General features: G+C 55.6%; 20 protein-coding genes. 7 read left to right on the forward strand and 13 right to left on the reverse strand.

Translation table 11 applies throughout. From position 1 onward, the window contains the following. Window positions 1–199: 199 nt before the first annotated feature. From B060_RS0113540 to B060_RS0113555, 4 genes are all read right to left on the reverse strand, one after another. The gene (locus B060_RS0113540; protein WP_018082332.1) at window positions 200–607 is read right to left on the reverse strand and encodes a helix-turn-helix domain-containing protein; all 408 of its coding nucleotides are present in this window, start codon (window positions 605–607) and stop codon (window positions 200–202) included. A 170-nt stretch (window positions 608–777) separates the two neighbouring features. After that, window positions 778–1,257: a Ros/MucR family transcriptional regulator gene (locus tag B060_RS0113545; protein ID WP_018082333.1), complete on the reverse strand. Its 480-nt coding sequence runs from the start codon at window positions 1,255–1,257 to the stop codon at window positions 778–780. 89 nt (window positions 1,258–1,346) lie between these two features. Beyond that, a complete protein-coding gene (locus tag B060_RS0113550) occupies window positions 1,347–1,625 on the reverse strand; it encodes a ribbon-helix-helix domain-containing protein (RefSeq protein WP_018082334.1) in 279 nt (92 codons plus the stop codon). Window positions 1,626–1,935: 310 nt separating this feature from the next. Then, on the reverse strand, window positions 1,936–3,249 hold the full coding sequence (locus tag B060_RS0113555) for a Swt1 family HEPN domain-containing protein (protein ID WP_155847661.1): 1,314 nt from the start codon (window positions 3,247–3,249) through the stop codon (window positions 1,936–1,938). Window positions 3,250–3,532: 283 nt separating this feature from the next. On the opposite strand from B060_RS0113555, the gene B060_RS0113565 reads away from it, so the two are divergent. From B060_RS0113565 to B060_RS0113580, 4 genes are all read left to right on the forward strand, one after another. Continuing rightward, window positions 3,533–4,183, forward strand: coding sequence for a GntR family transcriptional regulator (locus tag B060_RS0113565; protein ID WP_018082337.1), 651 nt, complete (start codon window positions 3,533–3,535; stop codon window positions 4,181–4,183). 193 nt (window positions 4,184–4,376) lie between these two features. Further along, window positions 4,377–4,514, forward strand: coding sequence for a lasso peptide benenodin 1 (locus B060_RS27195; RefSeq protein ID WP_018082338.1), 138 nt, complete (start codon window positions 4,377–4,379; stop codon window positions 4,512–4,514). Between the two features lie 58 nt (window positions 4,515–4,572). Beyond that, the gene (locus B060_RS0113575; RefSeq protein WP_018082339.1) at window positions 4,573–5,250 is read left to right on the forward strand and encodes a lasso peptide biosynthesis B2 protein; all 678 of its coding nucleotides are present in this window, start codon (window positions 4,573–4,575) and stop codon (window positions 5,248–5,250) included. A gap of 1 nt (window position 5,251) precedes the next feature. Beyond that, window positions 5,252–7,021 (forward strand): lasso peptide isopeptide bond-forming cyclase, encoded by a 1,770-nt coding sequence (locus B060_RS0113580; RefSeq protein ID WP_018082340.1) that lies wholly within the window; start codon window positions 5,252–5,254, stop codon window positions 7,019–7,021. Between the two features lie 78 nt (window positions 7,022–7,099). On the opposite strand, the gene B060_RS0113585 is transcribed toward B060_RS0113580, so the two are convergent. The 4 genes from B060_RS0113585 to B060_RS26115 all read right to left on the reverse strand — a co-directional run bounded on the left by B060_RS0113585 (window position 7,100) and on the right by B060_RS26115 (window position 13,749). Further along, window positions 7,100–9,220, reverse strand: coding sequence for an Atxe2 family lasso peptide isopeptidase (locus B060_RS0113585; protein WP_018082341.1), 2,121 nt, complete (start codon window positions 9,218–9,220; stop codon window positions 7,100–7,102). Window positions 9,221–9,224: 4 nt separating this feature from the next. Then, complete coding sequence (locus B060_RS0113590; protein WP_018082342.1) at window positions 9,225–11,765, reverse strand: TonB-dependent receptor; 2,541 nt, start codon at window positions 11,763–11,765, stop codon at window positions 9,225–9,227. A gap of 105 nt (window positions 11,766–11,870) precedes the next feature. Continuing rightward, window positions 11,871–12,830: a FecR family protein gene (locus B060_RS0113595; protein WP_018082343.1), complete on the reverse strand. Its 960-nt coding sequence runs from the start codon at window positions 12,828–12,830 to the stop codon at window positions 11,871–11,873. A gap of 73 nt (window positions 12,831–12,903) precedes the next feature. Then, window positions 12,904–13,749, reverse strand: coding sequence for a sigma-70 family RNA polymerase sigma factor (locus B060_RS26115; protein WP_018082344.1), 846 nt, complete (start codon window positions 13,747–13,749; stop codon window positions 12,904–12,906). A gap of 139 nt (window positions 13,750–13,888) precedes the next feature. Between B060_RS26115 and B060_RS26560 the strand changes: the two genes are divergently transcribed. The 3 genes from B060_RS26560 (at window position 13,889) to B060_RS0113615 (ending at window position 15,110) form a co-directional block, all read left to right on the forward strand. Beyond that, window positions 13,889–14,227, forward strand: a complete 339-nt coding sequence (locus B060_RS26560; protein ID WP_081606855.1) for a helix-turn-helix domain-containing protein — start codon at window positions 13,889–13,891, stop codon at window positions 14,225–14,227. A gap of 147 nt (window positions 14,228–14,374) precedes the next feature. Beyond that, on the forward strand, window positions 14,375–14,710 hold the full coding sequence (locus tag B060_RS0113610; RefSeq protein WP_157405642.1) for a helix-turn-helix domain-containing protein: 336 nt from the start codon (window positions 14,375–14,377) through the stop codon (window positions 14,708–14,710). Window positions 14,711–14,834: 124 nt separating this feature from the next. Continuing rightward, window positions 14,835–15,110 (forward strand): HU family DNA-binding protein, encoded by a 276-nt coding sequence (locus B060_RS0113615; RefSeq protein ID WP_018082347.1) that lies wholly within the window; start codon window positions 14,835–14,837, stop codon window positions 15,108–15,110. Window positions 15,111–15,236: 126 nt separating this feature from the next. Here the strand turns inward: B060_RS0113615 and B060_RS0113620 are convergent, their stop codons facing one another. The 5 genes from B060_RS0113620 to B060_RS26565 all read right to left on the reverse strand — a co-directional run bounded on the left by B060_RS0113620 (window position 15,237) and on the right by B060_RS26565 (window position 19,828). Beyond that, the gene (locus B060_RS0113620) at window positions 15,237–17,195 is read right to left on the reverse strand and encodes an ATP-binding cassette domain-containing protein (RefSeq protein ID WP_018082348.1); all 1,959 of its coding nucleotides are present in this window, start codon (window positions 17,193–17,195) and stop codon (window positions 15,237–15,239) included. Between the two features lie 44 nt (window positions 17,196–17,239). Then, window positions 17,240–17,731: a hypothetical protein gene (locus B060_RS0113625; protein ID WP_018082349.1), complete on the reverse strand. Its 492-nt coding sequence runs from the start codon at window positions 17,729–17,731 to the stop codon at window positions 17,240–17,242. A gap of 17 nt (window positions 17,732–17,748) precedes the next feature. Then, window positions 17,749–18,102 carry a hypothetical protein gene (locus B060_RS0113630; protein WP_026172834.1) on the reverse strand — a complete coding sequence of 118 codons (354 nt, stop codon included), beginning with the start codon at window positions 18,100–18,102 and terminating at the stop codon, window positions 17,749–17,751. A gap of 52 nt (window positions 18,103–18,154) precedes the next feature. Then, the gene (locus B060_RS26120; protein ID WP_018082351.1) at window positions 18,155–18,808 is read right to left on the reverse strand and encodes a response regulator transcription factor; all 654 of its coding nucleotides are present in this window, start codon (window positions 18,806–18,808) and stop codon (window positions 18,155–18,157) included. 265 nt (window positions 18,809–19,073) lie between these two features. Beyond that, window positions 19,074–19,828 (reverse strand): IS5 family transposase gene (locus tag B060_RS26565; protein WP_085931824.1). Its coding sequence is split into 2 segments (ribosomal slippage): window positions 19,074–19,495 and window positions 19,495–19,828, totalling 756 coding nucleotides; the frame shifts between segments, so codons are not numbered across the junction. Between the last annotated feature and the right edge of the window lie 185 nt (window positions 19,829–20,013).

The following is a 20,013-nucleotide window of genomic DNA, read 5'->3' on the forward strand; positions in this document are numbered from 1 at the left end:
TCAACCTGAGAGGATCGAGCCGATCTACGTGGACGCTGGACACTCTCTCGCGATAAATGCCAGCGACGAACTACGCAGCTGGCCGGGTGAGGTCCTACTCAGCGGTACTGACCGGAGATAGCCCCAACAGAGTGACCTCACTGTTGGCCTTGTCGTAATATGCGTGCAACAAGTGACGGTAAGGAATCTGAGCGTTATCCTAAGCTTCGTCTTCCGCCAGCGTTCTGACAAGGTCCAGAATTTTGCGGCGATGTTTGGCATTGTTAATGCGCGGAAAGGCTTCCGCCAATTCAATCCCTTCCGTCGTCATTAAAAATCCATGGACGAATTGTTCTGACGCGGATTCACTAAAGGCATCGGCGGGTTCGCCATCATTGTACCCTTCAAAGAAATAGGCAACGGGCGCCTTGAGGGTTAGCGCAATGGCGTAAAGCTTAGACGCACTCACACGATTAGATCCGCGCTCATATTTTTGGACTTGTTGAAATGTCAGGTCGATGGCTTTCGCTAAATCCTCCTGTGACAGCCCAAAAAATTTGCGACGCATGCGTATACGAGCGCCCACGTGCAAATCTATAGGGTTGGGATTTTTGCTATCAACTTCCATTCAGAAACGCCTTTCAAAATATCTGGTCATTAAATAATCATCCAAAGCGTTAAAAACAACCATAAACCCGCCTAACGCGATTCTCTTGGAATCAGGCCAAGATAAATATAGACTGCATCAAAACCGGATCAATACGACTTGCCGGTGAAAGGCGACCTGCCTGAGCCGTTTCAGACACCAGCCACCGCTTTCTTGGTTACACGGTTGGCCGACTTCGAAGAGGGCGTGGGCGCCGTGCTCTTTGCCTGCATTCCCTTCTGACCGAGACCATTGGCTTTAGCCAGGGTCGAGCGCGTCGCGGAATAGGATGGGGCTACCATCGGATAGTCACGCGGCAAATTCCACTTTACCCGATAGGCATCCGGTGTCAGGCCATACTTTGTCAGGAGATGTCGCTTCAGAGATTTGAACTTCTGACCGTCTTCGAGACAGATCAGCCAATCCCCTGAAATACTCTTCTTCACGGAAACGGCAGGCACGAGAGTGGCGGTCACCTGTGCCACTGTTTCGCTGCTCTTTCTCGGGGCTGAAAGCGTCGCATAAACCGACTTGATAAGCGCTGACAGCCCCGACGGCGGAACGGGATTGTTGCTCACATATGCCGAAACAATATCAACAGTCCGGTCGATCGGATTAAAGTCGTCAGCCATGGCCAGCCCTTAGTTTCTTAAAGGCCCTGTTGATAGTCCTCCTGGCGCTGGATCGCAACGCCCTATGTCATGCAAAGAGCAGCGGTCCGTCAGGTCTGAGCCACATCGGGCTTTGAGGGGGGCTGCTCTTTGGGGGAGCGCCCCCTCGCCCGTTCCGGCACCGACAACGAATAGGCCAGAGCTGTAAGACGGCACGACGACGCCAGAAGGTGGTCACCGCGTTCCCCATCAATCGCTGCGATCAGCTTCGCGAGGCTGGTTTTACGTTTAGCGGACATGTCTTCCAAAACCGCCCAAAATTCCGGCTCCAATGCGACCGATGTGGCATGCCCCCCCAAAAGAAGAGAGCGCTTTTTAAGTCCAGGCATGATGATCTCTCAAGTTAAAACAAGTGAGCCGTCTGACAATGCACAGCTTAATCCGGCAGTTTTTCGTCGAATTCGATTTTCAATACGAAATGCGCTTGGGGCCACAGTCAAAAAACGCCTACCCCACCCAATTGCAACGCGCCCAAACACGCAGAAAGCCGACGCGACGCTATATATTTGGCAGATTGTAGATAGATGTCACGCAATTTTTGCTTGATTTTCCGAAGTCGTACACGTGGCCTTTGAACTATATCAAACCCACAAGCAGGCCCCGCCTCAGTCCTAATGCAAAGCAAGACGTTCATCGAAATCAACTCTTGCGGATTGCCCGATGAATCCGGCGAACCTCGACCAGTGCTAAAAGCTCATCGTCAAGCGTAATGACACGTGCATGCATGGTCGCAATCCTCACTGGGAAGAGCCGCTGAAAGGACTCCCTGACATCTTCAACCCGACCAAAAATAGGTTTGAAAACCAGATTCCAGTTTTGGCTCTTTTCGATGATCATTCGATAGTCGGTGAAATCCGCATAATCGATTAAGGCGCCTGGTGCACTACCCGCCCTGATGGCGGCCTCCCGCTTCCCGGTCCAGCTGTCGAGCATTCCCTGTGGTAGGTGAGTTCTCATCCAGTTGTCGCCGATGGCTGATTGCATCACGGTCACAATGAATTCGCGAACCGCGACTTCCAGTTTCTGAAGAAGACCAAACGTCCGTTGTGCTCGTTGCAGCCCGTCACCGCCCCCCCCCTCAGCGTCGATTGCATCGAGTTCTTGACGAAGCCCGGCAATCACCATCGCTTGATCGAAGGCAGGCGCCGGAAAGTCGGTCAGGTCCGATTGATAGCCTTGGTCCGCGTACAGTTCGGTGCGATGAACCGGATCAGAGACCGCTTCGATATTCACGGACATCGGATCTCGCCAATCCCCCAGGTCCTGACGCAACGTAGAGGCAAATTGCTCATCGAACGGCAACGATGATGCAACGCCGTGGCCAATTGCGACAACTTCGGAGAAGGCACGTACAGATCGAGCTGCATCGTCAATGCGCAACCAAGGAGACCTCATTTCTCCAATTGCCGCTATCAACGCAGCATCTCCACCAGCCTTTCGAAACGTCTCGAACGCCAGCCCCATTTTCGACTGTTCGGTCGCCGCTAGGCGTATCGCGTCCTGGACTGCAACAGTCATAAACTTTGACTGGTAGGCTAAATCGGCCCTCACGGTCGCTTGAATAGCCGCCGCCATTTTCATGTCCTGTGCGAATACCCCTGCCAATTTCGCCTGACCGAACAGTTGCTCGGTCCGTAATTTTTCTGCTTCAACCCCTTGAGCCATTCGTCCAAGCGCTCCGGAGCCCATCAAATCCGCCATCATCTTAGCTCGTATTGCATCCGCCTTAAGTTGAGCGTCCATGCCTGAACTGATATGACTATGTCTCAATGCGGTAGCCACCAGGTCTTGCGCGCCCAACGCATCTATCAAGGCCCGCTTATCAGTCAGACCCAGCGCCGCGGGATTTGCATCCTGCAACCCTCCAGTAAGAGCCCTCAGATCATGGGTTGGTCCAAGTAAACGACGGGCCTCGTCCATCAATTTTCGTTCGCGTTTAAACAGATCGGACATGTTCTCTCCCAGCGTTCGTATGTTTCCGGCAATAACTATCACGACTCACCGGGGACTTTTAGGGCTTACTTATATATTGCGATGGCGACAGACGATGACATCACTGCCGCTACTGAGCGCCGCCTCGTCGAAATAGCCGACGGTTTTGAGGACGTTGCGTTCACGCACAAAAAAGGTTACAACCCAAAGTGTACCCAAATACCTTGTGACACGTCCGCCGTGCCGCGACCTGTGGGACACCTAAACCTGAAACTTGCTTCTTGTCGGTTATACTGGGTTGACCATGACAGACTTCAATTCTCTGATCGAACAGGTCTTTGCTGGCATAAAGGCCGAGATATGCAGCGGGTCGTTGCTGCCCGGCCAGCGCGTTAATGTGACGGCCATGAGTGCGAGTCACCGTTGTAGCAAAACGACCTTACGTGCTGCTTTGTACAGATTGGTCGGTGAAGGGCTGCTGGAGGTTCACACAAATGAGGGCTTCTATCGCCCCCTCGTGACGGACGAGACCGTTCGCGACAAATATGACTGGAACGAGCACGTCTTTATGATGGGGCTCAATCTCAGCAAGCTGAAACCCTCGGCGAGGGACCCTGCCGCGCCATTTAAGAGCAGTGCCGATCCGGTCGGCGATATCGAGCGCTTTTTTACCCTGGTCGTTGAGCAGACTGACAACAGCTTCATCGTCAGGGAGATGGAGCGCTTAAACGATCATCTTCACCCGCTGCGCATGCTAAAGGCCGCGCTCCCCCTCGATTTGGAGGCTGAACTTGTCAACTTCACCATCGCGTGGACCAACCAGGACGTTGATGCCCTGAAGCGATTGATTCACGAGTACACCCAGCGCCGCCTCGACATCATCCCCCAAATTGTCTCGTTGGCCTATCGCCCGATGGGATTAGGACAGCCGCCTTCGCCTCGACAGCCCCGATAAGCTGAGCGGCCCTTACCACCCCTAACGCTCGATCAGGTCAAACGTAGAGGGTTCAAACGAACGTTTCAAAAAAGTCACCCCTGCTTATTCGCAGACGACTTAAAGTCGTCATGAAAGTTTCTCTTCTTCAGGTGGTAGCGTGACGTCGCCATGAATGGTCATGGCCATTTCACTCAACCTAAGGAGAACGACCATGGAAAAGATTGAAACCCACGAAGACCTGATCGACCTCGGCGCCGCTTCGTCGGAAACCAAGGGCGTCGGCTTCGGCCGTCCCGACAGCATCCTGACGCAGGAACAAGCGAAGCCGATGGGCCTTGATCGCGATTGATCGAACCATTGGGGCGTACAAACCCTTTGTACGCCCCACCTACTCAAATGAGCGAACCATGAGCCTTCACTTGCGGAAAGGCGTTTTCCATTGCCTTGCCAATGGAAAGATCGCTTGCCTCGACTTGCCGGCGGATCGGTATTTCGCGCTGCCAGCGCACACCGAGGCCGCCTTTCAAAACCTCGTGGCAGGTCATGATCTCAATGACATCGACTTAGCGGCACTGGCTCCCCTTCTTCAGGCAGGCCTGCTTATTGAGGGAGCCGACACTGTGTCAACAGAGACAGTGGAACACATCGGCATGCCAAGTGCGTCGGTGCTGACCGCATTCGCAACGCATTCCGGACTGCCGATTGGCACCTGCCTTGAGGCGTTGGCCTGTCAACTCGGCGCGACACTTGCCCTCAAGTACCGCCGCCTAAACGGCATGATTGACGCCATCAGACAGCGAAAGCATGTCGCCGCAGCAGAAGGACAAAAAGTGCAAAACTCACCGCCGCTCACGCCTCTGCATGCACACCTCGCCCTGCGCCGACTTATTCCGCATCAAGATCAGTGCCTCAGACGATCGCTTGGACTCATCGACCTTTTGGCGAGACATCAGTTTTACCCCAACCTCGTCATCGGCGTTCGGATGAAACCCTTCGAAGCTCACGCGTGGGTGCAGTGGAACGAAATGGTCTTGAACGACGAAGTCGATCACGTCTTGCGCTACACCCCGATCCTGGTGGTGTGATATGGCTGAGCGATACCTCTGCCTGATTGCAAGGACTGAGGAAGCCCAAAGTACACCTGCACGCAAGATTGCCGCATCCGCCGACTTCTCGGCCAGTTTTGAGGCGGAAGGCATATCCATTTTTACGCGCGATGCGGTCCCTATCATACTCGCTGATGATGGCGGTATGATTGTGGGAGACGTGTTTAGCAGTAGCCAGCTTCATGCGCGCCAGCACAGGGTCGCCGATGACGTCGCCAGCGCGGCACGCGCCTCAATGGGGGCAAGCCTTACTAGGGCTATCTGGGGCCGGTATATCGGTTTCATCATTGGCGCCGACGGGAGTTTCAATGTCGTCAGAGACCCTTCCGGCGGCATGCCCTGCCACTATGTTGAGCGGAACGGATGGGTCGCCATCGCTTCAGACGTCATGGTCCTGTTCGATATTGGGTTCGTCGCAGGTGATATCAACTGGACCTTCATGCGCAGACACTTGCTGGCGCACGAGTTTCGAACACCGGAAACGGGTCTTCCTGGAGTCCTGGAACTGTCTTCAGGCTTTCGCCTATCCATTACACGTCATGGGCTTTCTGTCGCTTCCGTCTGGTCCCCGTGGGATTTTGCCTCATCGCCTTTGGAGGACGGCATTGAGGAACTGATCCCGGAACTCTACGCCACCGTGCGCGATTGTACGCGTGCATTGGCCAGTCGGTTTCAGAATATTTTGCTCGGGGTGTCTGGCGGGCTGGACAGCTCTATAGTGGCGGCATGCCTCGCCCATCCGGCATCACACTTGAGCTGTCTGACCATGGCTACCGACGAGCCGGAAGGGGATGAACGTCAGTATGCGCGCATCCTAACCGAGGCGCTCGACGTTCCCTTGTTGGAGAGATTCCACCAGATTTCCGATATCGATATCACGCGCTCAACCGCTAGCCATTTGCCACGGCCTATCCTCTTCGCCTTTGGGCAAAGCGAGCACAAACTGCGAAAGCGCCTATCCCAAACCCTCGGGATCGACGCGCACTTTAGCGGCGTGGGCGGCGACAACGTGTTCTGTTTCATGAAATCTGCCACGCCGTTGCTCGATCGCTTTCTGTCGGAGGGGCTGTCATCCGGACTGGTCGAGACCTTGAATGATATCTGCCAAATGCGGTCTTGCAGCGCCATAGAGGTTCTAACGATGGCAACCAAACGCGCGTTTTCCCATGACGGTGCCTACGCCGTATTCGCAGACACCCGTTTGCTGAACCCTGAGATTACCAAACTCTCGGAGCCCGTAAGTCACCCATGGCTCCAAGCACCGCCGGACACCTTGCCAGGGCGTGCGGTCCACGTTTCCTTTTTAGCGCGTATTCAGGGTACGATCGACGGATACCCCCGTGACGAGCCGGCGCTCATACTCCCCTTACTGTCTCAGCCCGTTATGGAGCTGTGTCTGCGCATCCCGTCGTGGAAATGGTGTGCCGGCGGCCGCGACCGCGCCCTGGCCAGGCGTGCGTTTACCCCCGATCTGCCGTCGGCAATCATAGATCGGCGGTCGAAAGGCGGGCCGCATAGTTTTGCCTACGACGTCGTCGACACCAACAAGACAATTCTAAAGACGCAATTGCTTGACGGGCTTCTTGTTGGTCAGGGTCTGTTGGACAGACATAGGCTGGAGCAGATCCTGTCATCCCCGTCCCCGATCCCTCCCGGTCTGTACATGCGCCTGGCTGTCCTTGCTGAGGCAGAAGCTTGGTCGCAGCACTGGTCGAACAAGCTACGCCAAAGGGCGGCAGAACCGGCATAATAGACCAGCCGACACTTCGGAAAAAATGCGCCCTACCTAAAGTATGCAAGGTAGGGCGCTGCCTGGAGTGCCTAGGCATTACTGCCCCGGAGAGGCACTCTGTCTTTCTGATCGCAAGGCTTCCCACCTCTTGTATTGGGCGGCTTTGGACGGTTCAGGGTCCGTCTTTCCCTGCAACCAGAAATCAAACCAATCGACCGTGCGCGAATAGACTGCGGCGAGATGTGCCGGCTGCCATTTCACATGGTTCTCGTCCGGAAAAACATAGAGCTCGACAGGCTGGTGAAACTCGCGCAAGGCCGCCACGCCTTCCAGCGCGGCAAGATATTCACGGTCTGGCGTCTGGATCAGCAACGGCGTTGTAAGCGTGCGGGCGTTTGCACGCACGGACATTGCCATCCAGAAAGCGTCGTCGGGCTTAGACAGCGAGGGATAGCCCATAGCATGCAAGCCGCGCGAAGCCGCGGGACCGTCCAGATAGGTTGCTGCCGGAATATCCTCGCAGCAACTGCTCATGGCAGCTGCCCCAAACAGTTTGCTATTGATGAGCGCGAACTGAACGCTGGACGCGCCATCACTTAGCCCCGTTATGCCTAGTCGATGCGGATCGACCACGCCTTCTTGTATGACCCGGGCGACGCCGGTTTCAATGGCAGACTGAATGCTGCGACGGTCGCCCCATTCAACGCGGTCCAGCCTGTTCACTTCTTCCCAGGACGTCGCACCTTGTGTCATTCCAATGCTCGGCGGGTTTTGCACGCTCAGAACAGCGTAGCCTTTTGCCGCGAGCAGTTGGATCGGATATTCATGGCCGGTCCCGCCTCGCAAGAAGCCGCGCGACTCGTAGAGCACAACGACGAGCGGGTGCTTGTCTCCGGTCTTATGATCAGGCGGTAGAACCAGATCGCCAAACGTAGCGATACCAAAGGCATTCGTCCATTCGAGCCGCTCGATAGTGCCCAGGCGGACTTGTGAGAAGTCTGGGTTTGGCTCAAAGACCGTTTTTAGTTGTCCAGTTTTCAGACTGATTTCGACTATGTTACGTGGATGATTTGAATTTTCGTGCGCGCAGAAAAGACGCTGCCCCCTGACCTCGCATCCCAGGAGCGCATCGTCGGTCAGGAGGACGCGCACAGGGTCAGAGTGACCGAGCGACCACGCATAGATGGCTGTATCACTTTTTCGCCAGCCTTCACGGCGCATATAGGCTACCTTCCCTTGGCCCTCGATCCACCACAGGTTTGTGACGCCGTTGCACTCCACCCTGTCACATCGGTATTCCATACCTGCTTGCGTTTTCACGCGGAGACCTGTTTCGGACATAACGTTCTGCCTGTCCTGAGCTTCGGTCCAAGCGACATCACCGTCTTGGCTCGCGGCATAGGCATCGGCGTCTGTGGCGATTTCAGGTTTGGTTATGGAGAGGACCGCCGCCCCCTCTTGCTCACTGACCTGCGAAAGAGCGCCCCCATCCAGCGCGACGGAGAAAAAGGCGACGGGGAATATTCCCCGGACCAATGGGCGATTGCCTGAGATCGGCTCAAACCGATCATCAAACAAAAAGCCCTCACGCCCTTCCCTCTCAAGGTCAGCTTCAGCCGAAACTAAGCCAGGGCGTGCTGAAAAAATCACCGATTTGCCATCTGCGGACCATGCAAAGTTTTCGACGTCAAAGAGGCCATGCGTCAAAGGCCCTGAGCCACTCCCATCGGCATTTGCCCGCCATAATTGGGTAATTCCATAGTCGCGTCGAATGAAAGCAAGCCATCGGCCGTCGGGCGACCATTTCGGCGTCGTCGCTAGCGGCGTTCCAGGTGATGTGTGGGCGGCAAAGCCGCCCACACTATAGGTCTGGCGGATGAACTCGCCGCCCTTGTTGACGAGGTGTGGCGGGCTACCTTGAAGGAGATCGACGACCATGACACCCATACAGTACTGGTTGCTCGCGACATCGGCGCGCCGCAACTGCAAGACTAGCTTTGTCCCGTCCGGCGACAGACGGAAGACAGTTGTATTTGTGTCGCTGACACCTGCCGGTCCTATATCGCGCAGTTCGATCAAATCCTCTGCCCTGATGGCGCGCGTCTCGGATTTCTGAGCAACGCCAGGCAGAAGATCAGCACAGTTTTCGGCTTTGGTCGCGCCGCCAGCCAGAAGGCCAGCTGACAGCGCGAACAGCCGATACAAAATCGGTTTCATTTCCTTACCAGGACTTCGAAAGGGTCACGCTGACGAAGCGCCCGACAATTGAACTGCGGGTGCTGTCGAAATAGACGCCCTCGTAGCTGATCGAGGGGCTCAGAGCGCGCGGCGGGTCGCGATCGAATAGATTGGAGGCTGCCAGGGTAACTGTGAAAGGATGCTGGTCGCCAAACCGGTAGCTGACATTGGCATCAACGGTCGTCCACGAGCCGACCTCCTGAGGCGGCGACACCACAGTGTCGGTTTCACTACCAACGTAATTGGCAATCGCGGTGACGATCAGGCGCTTCTCAGACCAGGACATGCCCGCGCGGGCCTTGAAGTCTGGCGCGTTGAAAATGGTTCCCGATAATTCGACGACCGGCAGCGTGGGAATGGTCTGCTGTTTGAGGGTCAGGGTCGTTGCGTTGGCAAAGGCACTCAGGGTGCCTCCACCAAGATCGAAGGATTGCCGGTATGACACGTCAAACCCTTTGGCCGTTTGCGCAGTCGCATTCTGGAAATTGTCATGAATGATGGCCAATACGCCCGCCGGATCGTACGGCACCCCGGAATAATTCGAGAAGGAATCGGAGGCCGTGATAGCTGCTGCCTGCGCACTGGCGGATGGTAGGGTATCAATAAACGGCGCATAAATCGGATCAGTCAGGGCCGCAACCAGATAAGAGACAGGCTGAACAACGCGGTCCTTGTAGTCGATGTCGAAATAGGTCACGGACAATTTAAGCGACGGAATTTCGCGTGGCATATATTCGGCGCCAAGGGTCCACGAGGTTGAACGCTCCGGCTTCAGATCCTTGTTGCCACCATAGGCCAGCATGGCCGTTGCGTCGGCGGAGGGGCCGTTATATCCAACCGCACTCGCCGGGTAGAGATAGAGATCGGCGCTTCCGTAGAGTTGGGAAAAGGATGGCGCCTTGAAGGATGTGCCCCAACTCCCGCGCAAAGTGAGGTCGGTGAAGGGCACATAGCGGATCCCGATTTTTGGGTTCGTAGAGCTACCGATATCGCTGTAGTTTTCCGCCCTGCCGGCAACGCTGATCTCAAACTCATGCAACCCTGCCCGATTGGCGGATGGTGCGATCAAGGGCACCAAGGCTTCAGCGAACAGCGATGAAACATTCCGGTCAACGTCCATAGACGCGCCCTGTTGGAACCCCTCGCGACGATACCCCAATCCAGCGGCGAATTTCACGTCACCGGCCGGCGTGTGAGCGAGGCTGCCGTCGAGGATCGTTTCGACATATTGGCCGTCGTTTCTATACCGCGTCTGGTAAGCATAGGCGTAGGCCGGTATTTCAATTTCGTTCTTGTTACGGCTGCCCGAGCCGCCCGCGACGAGCCGTAGGTTCAGGTCATGCGGCAATACAATCTTCAATGTGGCCGCCGCGCTGTAAGCGGGGGTGTAGATTGCGTTGTAGCCGATATAGCTGGACTTGACGGCTTGGGTGACGGTGCGTGTGTCCCGTTCACTTACGAGGGTGTCAAAGGTCAGCGACACCTTGTCAGTGAAGTCTTTGCCACCACTGACAAACAGCGAATTGCGAGTTTGGGGCTGCCAGAGGGTCGTGACAGGTGAAGCATCCGCCGTGAAATCGCGCTCCCCAGCGGTAATGCCATCTTGTTTAGAGTATTCATAGTTGCCAAGGATGTACCAATCGCCACGGGTCAGGCCTCCGAGAGCGCTATAGGTGCGTTCGGTCCCGCCACCTTGCGTGGCAGCACCAACCCGTGCGCTGACCTCAGCGCCGTCGAAATCCCGGCGCAGAATGAAGTTCACGACGCCGGCAACAGCATCGGACCCGTAGAGGGCTGAAGCACCGTCGGGAACGATTTCCATACGCTGAATGGCGGCCAGAGGAATACCAGATATGTCCGCGCCCTGGAAAAAGCTATCGGCAGACAGGCGATGACCATTCAACAGAACCAGCGTCGCATCAGTTCCAAGCCCGCGCAAGTTCACAGTGGAAGCATTTGAGGCGTTAGCATTGGTACTATTGGTCAGGCCCGCGCCGATCACGCCGGGGTTTTGCCCCCCTGCGAAGTTTTCTGGCAAGCTTCGCACCAGGTCCCCGACCTGTGAATAGCCCGATTGCTGGATGTCTTTGCGTGCGATGAGATGCACGGGAGACGTTGGGTTGCCGCCACGTATGTGGGTGCCGGTAACAATCACTTCTGTCACGGGGTCGGCCGTAGTGGTTTCACGACTCTCCTTCACCCGTAGAGAAATCGTCGTATCAGTCTGGCTTGCCACCTCAAGGTTCGTGTTCAACAAGAGCTGCGCCAGCGCCGCCTCGCGGGTCAGATCGCCCTTAACGGCCGACGCAACTGAACGCGCGGCGACATCATAAGGGAACAAGAGTTGGACTTTGGCCTGAACGGAGAAATCGTTCAGTGCCTTGGCAGCATTTTCCGCCGGGATATCAAATGCGAAAACCTTCGCATCGGCCCAGGCCGCCGGTGCTACGATCAGTGCCGCACTAAAAATGAGTGTCGACAGTGCCGCGCCCGTTTTGAGGCGCCTTATTTTTGATTGTGCCATAGTTCTTTCCCCTATTTGTCACGTGTTTGTCACGTACAGGGGAGACCGCTCGCGAAGGCGGCACCTCACGTCGGCGCGAAAATAATTCCGCCGACAGAGAAGATTTTATCGCGTCAGTATAATGCTGCCCTCGCTGCCTTCGGTGGCGTGAACACCGAAGCTCGTTTGCAATGAGGCCAAGAAGTCCTTTGGATCATGGGTGTTAAAGCGCCCTCCCAATCGCAGGCCGTTAAGCTCGGGATCGGCGACGATAATCTTTGCTTTCAGGTAGCGGTTATACTCCTCGATCGCCGTACCCAGCGTCTGGCCTTCGAGAATGATCTGATCCTGTCGCCATCCCGAGGTGAACTGCAGGTCCGTTGCCGATATCGTGCGGACGCGCGGCGTTCCCTGTCCAACGATAGCGCCCTCCCCCGCTGTCACCGGGACAGGCGCCGCATTGGCAATAGAATTCGCATTGGAGAGGATGCTGCCGCGCCCCTGAAGCATGGTCAGATCAACGTTTTCGCCACGCAGCCGGACGTTCAGGTCGCCTTCGGTCAAGACGACAGCGGATTTGCCGATCATAACATGGAGGGGACGTGCGTCTGCGACGACGTCGAGACCGACCTCGCCCCGCTCCAGCCAGATCCGACGGATCGATTTGCTGAACTTCCAGGAAGCCTTAGAATCCGTGTTGAGTTCCAGATGACTACCATCTGGCAGGGTGACGCTGCGCCGTTCGCCTATCCCCGTTTCGGCGTGAGCGCGTGACCGACTGAGGCCCCAGAACGCGGCCCCAACGACTAAACCGATAGCGACAGCAACCACTTGGAAGAAACCGCGACGGTCGATCAGGCGTTGGGATTTCAGGTCATGATCATTTGCATAATCGAGGTCGGATAGGTCTTCGAGCTCAAGCGATGTCGCGGCGATGCGTGCGAAAGCGGCAGCATGCAAGGGATCTTCCGCTCTCCAGGCTTCGAACTCGGCCTCGTCTGCCGTGCCGGAATCCAGCTGCGCATGCCACAACGCGGCGGCGTCGTTGACGATCTGCCATGAGGATTTTTCGGTAGTGGTATCCAAGGGTGTCTGTCCTGGCTGCAAGCACGCGTCTGTGCTCCGCTAAGTGTAAGTTACCGGAAATTGCTGGGCACGTCTATTCGCGCTCTGCCTTGGCCCGATCTCGTGCAACCTCGGCGCCCCCTCCCCGGTCATGCCGCCCCAAGACATCCGCGATCAGCACCATGCCGCGAGCCAAGTGTTTTTCGACCATCGAGACGCTAATGCCCAGCTCTTCGGCTATCTGACGCGGAAGCATCTCTTTCATCCGACGCATCTTCACAACCTTACGACACTGCGGCGGCAGTTGCTCAATGGCATCGAGTATCAATTGGGTGCGCTGTTTAACAGATACAACGTCATAAGCGCTGGGGCCGAGATCGGACTGATCAACGCTTTCCATGTTCGCCACCAAATCTATTGGCACCACCCGTGCCCGCTTGATAAACTTCAGGGATATGCCGCGGATAGCCTGCATCGCGTAGGCGCGTGGATTGAGAATGCCGCGCCAACGCTCGCCAGTCAGAAGTACGGCATAGGTTTCCTGTACCAGTTCGCGGGCCGTTTCGTTGTTCCCGGTCAGCTTTCGCGCTACCGCCATCAGGGCCGCTTCATGTGGAAACAGGTTTGAACGGAACCACTTATCGACCTCTCGAATCCAGTTGCTAGCCCTCGGCCGCTCGGGCGGGGTGCTGCCAACGCCTTGATAGAAATAACGCTCTGTCACATCGAGCAGATCGATCAGTTGGATAAGGTGGTCGTACGAGATCCTAAGCTGCCCCTGCTCCATTTCCTGGAGGTCTTCGACCGAAATGCACAGTTGCCCGGCCAGCCATTCCTCAGACATCTGAACCAACATACGTCGCGCACGCAACCGCGCGCCAACATGCGCATCGACAGCGTTGAGCGGTATCTCACCACTGGGGTCATCAAAAATCGTCACCGCTGAAACTCCGAATTAGAGTACGTTAGCGGCATCAAGTATAACTTTAAGTGCGTAAATCGCAATATACGTACGATTACAATTCTGATCGTACGGAGCTTCCGTTTTCCAAATCGAGTTTAGAAACTACCGATGGACTATGGCAGGCCATTTAAAAGAAAGAGTTCGAACACTCCTTGCGATCCACCGGAAGCGCCACGGTTGGACCCAGCCGGCGTTAGAAGACGTGTCTAAGGTTAGTAAAGACATGATCTCCCAGATTGAACGTGGTGTCAGCGAACCTAGCTTCGAAACTCTTGAAAAGCTGGCAGATGCCTTAAAAATCGATGTCGCCGAATTGACAACCACAGAGCTCCCCAAAAGCGTACGTCGTTCCCCCGAAGTTGACGAATTGTGCCTTCGCATCAACCGACTTCCAACGGACGATTTGCCTCTTCTCAAACAATTTATGGACACGCTTGAACGACGATCCAGCTGATTTTTTGACAATTGCATACCCGAAGCTAATTGCCCGTTTTAAACATTCCAGAATTATCTTCCAAACTACGAAGCTAATTGCGCTCAAGGGCCATTCCGCCACCTACATCAGTTTTGGAGCATGGCGGTTATATATAGCATTGTATCAATGTCAGGTGATCTTAGAAAGCGGTTCGGCTCACTACTTGCGGCCCATCGCAAGAACCGAGGGTTTACGCAAGCACATCTTGCAGAAGTTTCTGACCTTAGCGTGGACATGATTTCACGCTTAGAGAGCGGAAGCTCTGGCGCTCGTTTCCAAACAATTGAAAAACTAGCGACCGCACTTAGTATCGATCCTGCCGAGCTTTTCACCGGCGACTTGCCAAAATCTGCTTTGAGTAATCCCGCAATGTCCGCGATGGTTGTTCAGTTATCTAAAATGTCTGAAGCGGATCTGGACTGGCTGAAAAGTATCTTGCCTGGCCTGATGTCACGCCGCTAATCTTCACCCAGTTCAAAGAAGCATGGACTGAAGGCAATGCCTGATAATTGGACGTTTTTAGCGACTCATTTAAAATGGCCGACCGCTGTGGATATCCCATCCGCTTAACCGGAAGGATTTTTAAATGAACATCACCGAACTCGCCGACAAGTTAGCCACTGAACAAAGCCTGACCAAGGTTGCCGCCAAAGCTCTGGTGGATAGCCTACTGAAGACCATAGCAGACGCCGCCGCAGCTGGCGAAGAAGTCAATCTGCCCGGCTTCGGCAAATTTTCTGTCAAGGCCGTTCCCGCCCGCACGGGTCGTAATCCTTCCACCGGCGCTGCAATCGAAATCGCTGCATCCAAGAAGATCTCGTTCTCGCCTGCCAAGGCATTGAAGGATAAAGTCAACGGGTAAATCCTTGCGACCATTCGACTGATGACGAGCGCTGAGCAGCGGTTTTGTTCAGCGCTTTTCTTTCACTGCAATCAAGGCCCAGCACCCGACGGCTTGTGCGGACGTTGCATAGAAGCCATTCTAAAATCATGCGGATTGCGTCCTCCAAAGTGATTGGTAGGTTAAGGAGTCACGCATGAGTATCTCGTGCGTCCCTTGCCCCACCAAACGCCCCGTCTTCATGAACCAGACCTGATCGGCTAGTTCCGCCATGTGCTCTCGGTGGCTGATCAGGATCAGCGTCGTCCGGCTGCCGAACTGTTGCCGAAGCCGCGCGATCACCGCCGCTTCGCTGATAGGGTCAAGCGCCGAGGTGCTCTCATCGAGAATGACGGCGGCAGATTTAACGCCGGCGATGCGCGCGAGTTCGAGCTTTTGTATTTGCCCACCGGATAGACGCTCGCCCTGCTCGCCTACCTCCGCCGCAAAATCTACTGTCCGTCCAGGCTCATAAAAATGCCATTCCGCCAGCAACTGCGCCAGGCTGGCCTCTGTTTGCGTGGTTGGCGGATAGAGGGCGTTCGCGGCCAGAGACCTGTTAAAAAAGCCGATAAACTGGGGGACATACAGGATATGGCGATGCCGATCGCTGCGCCGAATTCGCCCGACATCCTGTCCGCCGATCCTGACCGATCCTGACGATGGCGGCAACAGCCCGGCGATTACCTGCGCCAACGTCGACTTCCCCGAGCCATTGGGTCCGACGATAACTACGAACTGTCCCGGCGACACATGCGCGGTTATTTCGGTTAGGCCTGCCAGACCCGGCCCGTAGCTGAAGCTGACAGAGGTGAGGGTAATTTCAGCGGCGCCTTCCGGTTCTTCGGTGGGTGCGACTTCAGGTTCTAAACGCTGCATGAGACGCTTTACGTCCCGGATGCAGGCGATCGACAGGCCTGCCTGGCTCAGTATGAACCCTAAGCCACTGAGGGGGCCGACAAGCCGGAACGCGTAGCCTTGCAACAACACGAAATCGCCCACCGTCATGCGATGGGCCATGACGTCCAGCGCCCCCAGTCCCATCAGGGCGAGAAGACCTGTGCCCACCAGGCCATACTGGTAAAGAGCCATCAGCGACAACGAACCCATCATCTGCGCGTTTGCTGCCGCCCTTTCCTGAAAACGATGGCCGATATTGACGACCTCGGCTTCGAGGGCGCCGTTGAGCACAACGCGCCGGGCATTTCTCAGGATATCGCCGGCGGTTTGCGAGACGGCGCCGGCGGCGGTATTGGCGGTCATGGACCTGGCTTGATGGTGATTGGCACCTATCCACGTCGTGGCCACATATCCCGCGAAAACAGCTACCAGAATGGCCGAGTAATGTATGGGGATGAGGCCGATGACAACGCACAGACTGCCAAGGACCTGAAGCAGCAAGGGGACTGTTCGCCAAATCAAGCCGTCAATAACGACGAGCAGGCTATACGGCAGTCGCTCAACGAGGCCCAGTGTATAGCCGCTGTCTGCGTCTCTGGCGGTGGCGGCAGCCGGCAGGGATTGACGGATGACTTCCGCTGCGTAGCGCTCCGACAGACTGTCGATGACACGGGTTGAATAGACCATACGCCAGGTCGACAGGATATTGGCGCCCGCCCAGGTTACGACGAATAATCCGACATAGGCCACAAGCGTTATTGCAGACGCGTTGCCTGCCGTCAGCACGTCGACTAACACCTTCAGCATATATGGGCCAAGAACACCCAATCCAACGCCGACGAGCTCGATGCCGCCGCCAACAAGCACAGCTGTGCGGATGCCAAGCGCCTTGCCCAGCATGTCCTTTGTCAGATCAAGAAGAATGGCGAAGGTGTCGCCCCTAGCCGAGGAGTTGCTTGTAGCCACCATGACCATCCTCCGTGCAAACTTGATCGATCTCTCTACGCGCGCCCTGCGAAAATCCGATCGGCCATTCCTATCCTCGCAGAGAATGCGGGCGCCGAACACCTGGGTCGCGATTTCCCTATGGTTGCCGCCGGCCTGGGCACCATCAAACGCGCGCAGAGCTTTTAGCCACTTGTGCGCGCCGCGCTGTGGCGGGAACATCACCTTAGAAAACCGGCCGAGCCGCTGAAAGGCTCGGCCCCGCCCTATCTTGTTCTGTGGCCTGGTAGGCGTGATTTGCGGACAGGGGGCAGTTTTGCGCCTCCCTTTTCCATTCTGTTATTGCGCCTAAGCCTGAGTTGATGACCGAACACGCCCGCCAGCACGCATACAACAAGGGCATCTCCACTCCAGATACCGAGTGCGGTGAAATAGCCGAAGAGGCCAAAGTCCGAAAAGCTCTCGGCGAAATGCGATACAACGCCCTCGAACTGACAAGCCACCGCGAATAAGGTCCATAGCCGTCTGGATTTTGCCGATAGTAAAGAAAAGGCTATCAGCGCTACGACGTCTATGATGATCACCCAGAGCCCCGGTCCGTCGCCAGCGCGGGACTGTAAGAGGTAGGAGAGCACCCATCCTAAAAAGATGATGGCGGCACCAGTCCGTTCGGCTGGGCCGCCAAGCCAAAACGCCAGACCACTACATAGGGCCAGTTCGACCACCCAGACGAATATCCAGATATCGAAAGAACCCATGATGTGAAGCGGCTTCCCTATGCGGTCCGATTACCGGCTACAACGTGCAGGCCAGTTGTGGCATTTGCGGCTGCACCATCCGGCTTGTCAAGATGACCCACCATGACGGTTCGACAACCGATTTGCGTCTTCACATCATTCAGATGCTCGTGAGTGTCAATCATATCATCGCGAACAGCCTGCAGGTTGTTGATCGACGAGACAAGCTTTGCCATCGCATCCCGCCCTACACTCATTGCCAGATTAGATTCGAGTCGCCTCCGGCAGAGAAGGTTCATCAGCGCGGTGACTTCGATAAAGGCCGTATCCACCGCTCTTTCGGCAACAATCAACTGTTCCGCACCCTCACGTGCCATATCAGCTCGTTTCATCCTAGCTCCTATCGACCGCTACGCGGGTCCAACGTCGCCAGGCCGGGAACGGTTACCCGGAGTGGCGCGAAAATTCACTCAAGCCCTTGAACACCGATAATGCAGCCTGCACCAAGACGCCGCCTGCCACGGCCAATAAGACCGTAATTAACAACGCCATGCCAAACCACTGCCAAAGGGTCAGGGCTTCCAACCGTCTATCGAACAAGGCCCATTGTCTGTCAGCCAAGCGGTGGCGGCGACCATATTGAAAATCGCGCGTTCCGGTCCGTAGTTCCGATCGAGTATCTGAACCGCCTGAATGGCGTCCGAGATCCGGTGCAGCTTGTCCGGGGATGCGAGCATCCTCCAGGCCTGTTCCAGCTCGGTCCAACTGACGATCAGATAGTGTTCGTTCGGTAGAAAAGTCTTGTTCATGCCCCGACTGTGACGGATCGTATGGACCGTCGCCTATCCGTATCGGCTGCCGTCCGTCATCGTTACGGATACCTTGCCTTTGCTCATATTCAAGCAACGCTTTTGCCGCCGCGCGGCTGGAGCCCACCCCCACCCTACGGCGCGCTTCCTCAAGATGGGTTCTGACGGTGGACGGCTCAATGTTCAGGCGTATGGCAATCTCCTTGGCCTGCAAATACTCGCCGACCAAACGCAGAACTTCCTTTTGCCGTTCAGACAGCTCCTCTATCCCACTTGTCTTATCAAGCATGACCACACCCCCACTGATTCAACCCATACAAGTCCATAAAGGACTATCACTCCATTCAGCCCGGTAAATAATTTTCATATGCATTTCCTACTTACATAATGTTCGCGTGCGGAACACTATCGCCAGACCAGCACCAACATGTCTGCGTTAATCAGATAGAAATGGGATTTAAAACCAAATGAAGTGAAGCAGAGTTAGGTCGAATTGGGAATCCCGTGTGTCGAACTCTGCTCAGCTTTTGTCTAGGGTCAGGACTTCTCATTGATCACAGCCAAAAGATTACGGTCGCAGCAATGGCAATTGCCGAGAAGAAGGTATGTGCGCAACGGTCGTAGCGGGTGTGGATACGCCTCCAGTCTTTGAGCTTGCCAAACATGTTCTCGATCTTGTGTCGGCATTTATAGACTGCCTTGTCGTAGGGGATCTGGATTTTGCGGTTAGCCTTGGGTGGGATGCAGGGTTTTATGCCGCGCTGTTCGAGCGCCTCACGGAACCAATCTGCATCGTAACCCTTGTCTGCTAACAGTTCTGAGGCTGGTGGAAAGTCATCCAGCATGAGGGCCGCCCCATGGTAATCGCTCATCTGTCCCTCGGACAGCAGCATGATAACAGGCCGACCATCACCATCACAGACCGCATGAAGTTTAGAGTTCAGCCCGCCCTTGGTTCGTCCAATGCGTCGGGGAACAGCCCCTTTTTTAAGAGGCTTGCCGCCGTGCGGTGAGCCTTCAAATGGGTCGCATCTATCATGAGCCGATCAGGCTCCCCAGCAGCACCGGCCAGGGCGGAAAATATCCGATTGAATACCCCCAACGCACTCCAGCGCACAAATCGGTTATAGATCGTCTTATGTGGGCCGTACGTTCGTGGCGCATCGCGCCAACGCAAACCGTTGCGGATCACATAGATTATCCCGCTAACAATGAGCCGGTCATTCACACGCGCTATCCCATGTGAAAAAGGGAAATACGGTTCAATACGACGCATCTGCGCCTCGCTTAGTAAAAACAAATCACTCATCGCGTCACCCTCCACACAGAGAGTGAATCAGCCAATCGGCCGAGATGCAACAAATTTAATGGGTCCTGAGCCTAGATGAATGTGCATGTGATCTCCCGTGCGGCTTGGTTAGGCACACCGGGAGTGTCTCATCGTTCGGCGATGCCAGGATTATATTTCCCGAAGATTTGCTCATGCCCATCTAC

Source organism: Asticcacaulis benevestitus DSM 16100 = ATCC BAA-896 (genome assembly GCF_000376105.1).
Lineage (GTDB): Bacteria > Pseudomonadota > Alphaproteobacteria > Caulobacterales > Caulobacteraceae > Asticcacaulis > Asticcacaulis benevestitus.